Annotated in this window: 4 protein-coding genes; 3 read left to right on the top strand and 1 reads right to left on the bottom strand. The window is 45.0% G+C overall.

All coding sequences use genetic code 11. The features are described 5' to 3' along the window. Positions 1-268: 268 nt before the first annotated feature. Entirely contained in the window at positions 269-589 is a 321-nt protein-coding gene (locus GRP75_RS20130) for a winged helix-turn-helix transcriptional regulator (RefSeq protein ID WP_007430161.1), read from the bottom strand. 290 nt (positions 590-879) lie between these two features. Between GRP75_RS20130 and zwf the strand changes: the two genes are divergently transcribed. From zwf to GRP75_RS20115, 3 genes are all read left to right on the top strand, one after another. Further along, positions 880-2,382: a glucose-6-phosphate dehydrogenase gene (gene zwf / locus GRP75_RS20125; protein ID WP_160790177.1), complete on the top strand. Its 1,503-nt coding sequence runs from the start codon at positions 880-882 to the stop codon at positions 2,380-2,382. Positions 2,383-2,436: 54 nt separating this feature from the next. Further along, entirely contained in the window at positions 2,437-3,330 is an 894-nt protein-coding gene (gene gnd, locus GRP75_RS20120; RefSeq protein ID WP_053325295.1) for a phosphogluconate dehydrogenase (NAD(+)-dependent, decarboxylating), read from the top strand. 156 nt (positions 3,331-3,486) lie between these two features. Next, positions 3,487-4,161 (top strand): SOS response-associated peptidase, encoded by a 675-nt coding sequence (locus GRP75_RS20115; RefSeq protein ID WP_071558831.1) that lies wholly within the window; start codon positions 3,487-3,489, stop codon positions 4,159-4,161. Positions 4,162-4,246: the final 85 nt, after the last annotated feature.

Raw genomic sequence — 4,246 nt, 5'->3', positions numbered from 1 at the left:
CTTGGTGACGGTTGTAATGCCTGGAAAGCGATCATCCAGCCAGTAATGTGTCAGGAAAGCAATTTCACCACGACTGACCTCTCTTTTCCAGGCCATAAGCTCCTGCCGGGTAATGCCAAATGCCATCTTTCTCATCCTTCCTTGGCTCATTCTGAAATCATGAGCTGTTGCGCGGTTGTTCCATTATTTTCGTACTATAGTTTGTATTATGATCCACATGGGGTAACACAATAACAGGAGACCCTGTGTGACGACCTCCTGTTAGCGGTTAAAGCCATCTCTCGGCCCAGCTCTCCACACCATTTAATGCATCACCTAGCTCTTTACCCTTGCGTGTCAGCGAATACTCGGTACGCACAGGCCGCTCTGTGATGACATTGCGAAGGATCAGGCCGGAAAGCTCTAGTTCCTTGATGCGTTCGTTCAGCATGCGTTTACTAAGATCAGGTATGGAGACGTGAATTTCACTAAATCGTTTGGGATGTTCCATCAAAGTATGAATGATGAGAGCGGTCCATTTTTTGCTGATGATCTGAAAGGACTGTTCCACCTTACCGCACAAAAGCTTAGGCTGCCTGTCGTCGCTCATCTGAATCCCCTCAATTTCATTGTTGTTTTAAACAGTATACTAAAAGTAACTCTGTATACCAATAGTAACTATAACGCTTTGTATCAACTGTGACATATTTAACAGTTTTTTCTCTTTCCTTTCGTCAATCATACCACAGAAAACGTTATCATTACAGGATATATCGAATGTTCACGATTTCGCTAAAATTTGATTGACTTGCCCCTTATTTTGGGTGTATTATGGGTTACGTTAATTCCTCAGGTAACTTTTAATAACCTCATCTTTATAATGGGAAGAAGGAATATTTCATGGATTCAATGACATTTGTCTTATTTGGAGCGACAGGGGATTTGGCGAAACGCAAAATTTACCCTGCCTTGTATAATTTGTTTGTAGAAGGTAAAATTCCGGCTTCCTTTTCTGTAATTGGGATGGGGCGTCGTGAAGTGGCGGACGAGCAATTTCAAAGTAATGTAGAGCAATCCATTAAGGATTTTTCCAGACACGTGAATGAAGACCGTGCACAGATGGATCAGTTCTTAAGTGCTTTCCGTTACAGCGCATTGAACGTCAACCACCCGGAAGATTATAAAAAGCTGCTGCAGCTTGCTGAGCAACGTGAAAATGACTTGGGAATTCCGGGGAACCGCATGTTTTACTTATCGGTGGCACCGGAATTTTTTGATGTGATTGCCCTCAATATTCGGGAGAGTGGTTTAGCTGAAACAAAGGGTTGGAAACGGCTCATTATCGAAAAACCATTTGGACATGATCTGGAATCAGCACGTGAGCTGAATGATCGCCTGAGCAGAACATTTGCTGAGGATGAGATTTATCGTATTGACCATTACTTAGGTAAGCCCATGGTACAAAACCTGGAAGCCTTAAAATTTGCTAATCCGTTGCTTCAAGGGATATGGAACAATCAATACATCTCCAATGTGCAAATTACCGCTTCCGAGACTGTAGGGGTGGAGGAGCGAGCGGGATACTACGATCACTCCGGCGCTATTCGTGATATGGTACAAAATCACATGCTACAGGTGTTGATGATGACGGCTATGAACAAGCCGGGACATGTCACGGCTGATCAGGTGCGTGACGAAAAAAGCAAGGTGATGGACGCGCTTCGTGCGCTTGATCCTTTCGATATTGCTTCCAACGTGGTTAGAGGCCAATATACCAACGGTGAGATCAACGGAAAAGCAGTTCCTTCCTATAATGAAGAGCCGGACATCGGTCCTGATTCACAAAATGATACTTTCATTTCAGCTCGCCTATGGATTGACAACGAACAATGGTCGGGTGTACCTTTCTATATTCGTACTGGCAAACGCATGAAAGAAAAATCTACTCGTATCGTTGTGGAATTCAAAAAGGACAGCACAGATCCTTATGCCGCTCAAGGGCAACCGACTGACCCGAACTTGCTGATCATCCATGTTAACCCGGATGAAAAGGTAACGCTGCGTCTGAATAGCAGAGACCCGTTAAACGCTGGTCAACTGGAAACGGTTCTGATGAATTATCATTCCGAGGCCAAGGATGTACCAGAAGCCTATGAGCGCCTCATCTTTGATGCGTTGCGCGGCGATTCCACCTTTTTTGCTCATTGGAACGAAGTTGAGCTTTCATGGGTGTGGGTTCAACCTGTACTGGAAGCTTTTGCTCGTGGTGAGGTTCCACTTCATACGTATGCAGCAGGCTCTTACGGTCCAGAAGCTTCAGATCAATTGTTGGAAGAGCAAGGCTTTACATGGTGGCTGGACGAAAAGTCCGAAAGCACTGAAAAAGCAGTCGTTCGTTCTTAACATCAATAAGAAAGTATATACAAAATATGTTTGCTACGGCAGGAGGCCTTTACAATGCAAGTAGGATTAATTGGTTTGGGAAAAATGGGCTTAAATCTCGGGAAAAATTTGATTGATCATAAGCATGAACTTGTGGCTTACGACGTCAATGCAGCCGCCATCCAAGAAATGAAGGATTATGGAGCTACAGGTGCTTCCACATTGGAAGAGCTTGTACAGGCAACTCAATCCCCTAGAGTATTGTGGATTATGGTTCCTCACCAAATTGTGGATTCTGTGCTGGATCAGCTTCAACCGATGTTGTCCAAAGGAGACATCATTATTGAAGGTGGTAATTCTCATTACAAAGAGTCTATTGCTCGCCATGCCCGTCTTCAAGAATATGGTATCAGCTTCATGGATGCTGGAACCTCAGGCGGGATGGAAGGCGCACGCAATGGCGCTTGTTACATGATCGGTGGCGATCCGGAAGCTTGGGCGGTTGTTGAGCCTATTTTCCGCGACACAGCAGTGGAAAACGGATATCTGTATGCAGGTAAATCCGGAAGCGGACATTTTCTGAAAATGGTTCATAACGGTGTGGAATACGGCATGATGGCTTCCATTGGTGAAGGATTTGAAGTGCTGGAAAAAAGCAGCTTTGACTTTGATTATGAACAAGTAGCGCGTGTGTGGAACAACGGTTCTGTTATTCGCTCTTGGTTGATGGGCTTGACTGAACGGGCATTCTCCAAAGATGCAAACCTGGACGAAATCCGTGGGGTTATGCACTCTTCTGGTGAAGGAAAATGGACGGTTGAGGAAGCGCTGGACATTCAGGCTGCAACTCCAGTCATTGCTTTGTCCCTGCTGATGCGCTACCGTTCTCTTGATGCGGACACGTTCAACGGGAAAGTGGTTGCTGCGCTGCGCAATGAATTTGGCGGTCACGCGGTAGAAAAGAAGTAATAACGATATAAGCTAGTATCTATCCCCGTAGCTTCACAACTGCGGGGATATTGCTATATGTTTTGTCGTTTATTGGATGTTTGTAAAACCTGCATATGCATATTTTTCCTTGTATATCCGCACAATAGGTGAAAAAGGCGGAAGGGTGAATAGCATATGTGCAAAAGGTTTTCGTTATCGGCTGATTTGAATGAGGTTAGGGATCATTTTGGTATACAACGGGTGATGTATTATTACAAAACACGCTATAACATGAGTCCCACTCAGCATGTTCCAATTGTGCTGCATCAGGATGGAGAACGGGTACTTGATGAATTTCGCTGGGGATTTATTCCCTACTGGGGCAAGGATTGTGTCAATGCAGACTTGAATACGGTTCGGGTAAATCCGAGTTATCGCAAGATGGCGGAAACCCGACGTTGTATCATTCCATGCAATGGATTTTATTATTGGCGCAAATTGGGTAAACGCATGTGTGCTGTACGGGTGGTACTGCCGGAACAGAAGATGTTTGCGGTCGCGGGGCTATATGAAGTATGGCAGGATAGTCGTAAGGAGCCTTTACGCACCTGTACGATGATGACAGTTCATGCCAATACGGATATACGTGAATTCGATACCCGTATGCCGGCTATTTTGGAAGCTGATCATATAGATTCATGGTTGGACCCGTCTGTCCAGAACATAGATGAGCTGTTGCCTCTACTGCGCACGTATGAGCAAGGAGACATGAGTATCTATCCAGTGACCCCACTGGTGGCCAATGATGAACATGATAACCGTGAATGTATTCAGGAAATGGATTTGCAGTGGTCCTGGATTAAACCTTAAACGTATGGAGATTTTCATCCATGATTGATCATAAGCTTCCCGCCACCTGCATAGGTATGTATTGGGGAACAAGCGTCATGATCCG

Origin of the sequence: Paenibacillus sp. OT2-17 (assembly GCF_009827695.1) — a bacterium.
Classification (GTDB): Bacteria; Bacillota; Bacilli; order Paenibacillales; family Paenibacillaceae; genus Paenibacillus; species Paenibacillus polymyxa_B.
This window is presented reverse-complemented; position numbering and strand designations above follow the sequence as displayed.

Excerpts from the sequence above, each read along its gene's own strand:
- GRP75_RS20130 (WP_007430161.1), bottom strand. The coding sequence starts at position 589 with ATGAGCGACGACAGGCAGCCTAAGCTTTTGTGCGGTAAGGTGGAACAG.
- zwf (WP_160790177.1), top strand. The coding sequence starts at position 880 with ATGGATTCAATGACATTTGTCTTATTTGGAGCGACAGGGGATTTGGCG.
- gnd (WP_053325295.1), top strand. The coding sequence starts at position 2,437 with ATGCAAGTAGGATTAATTGGTTTGGGAAAAATGGGCTTAAATCTCGGG.
- GRP75_RS20115 (WP_071558831.1), top strand. The coding sequence starts at position 3,487 with ATGTGCAAAAGGTTTTCGTTATCGGCTGATTTGAATGAGGTTAGGGAT.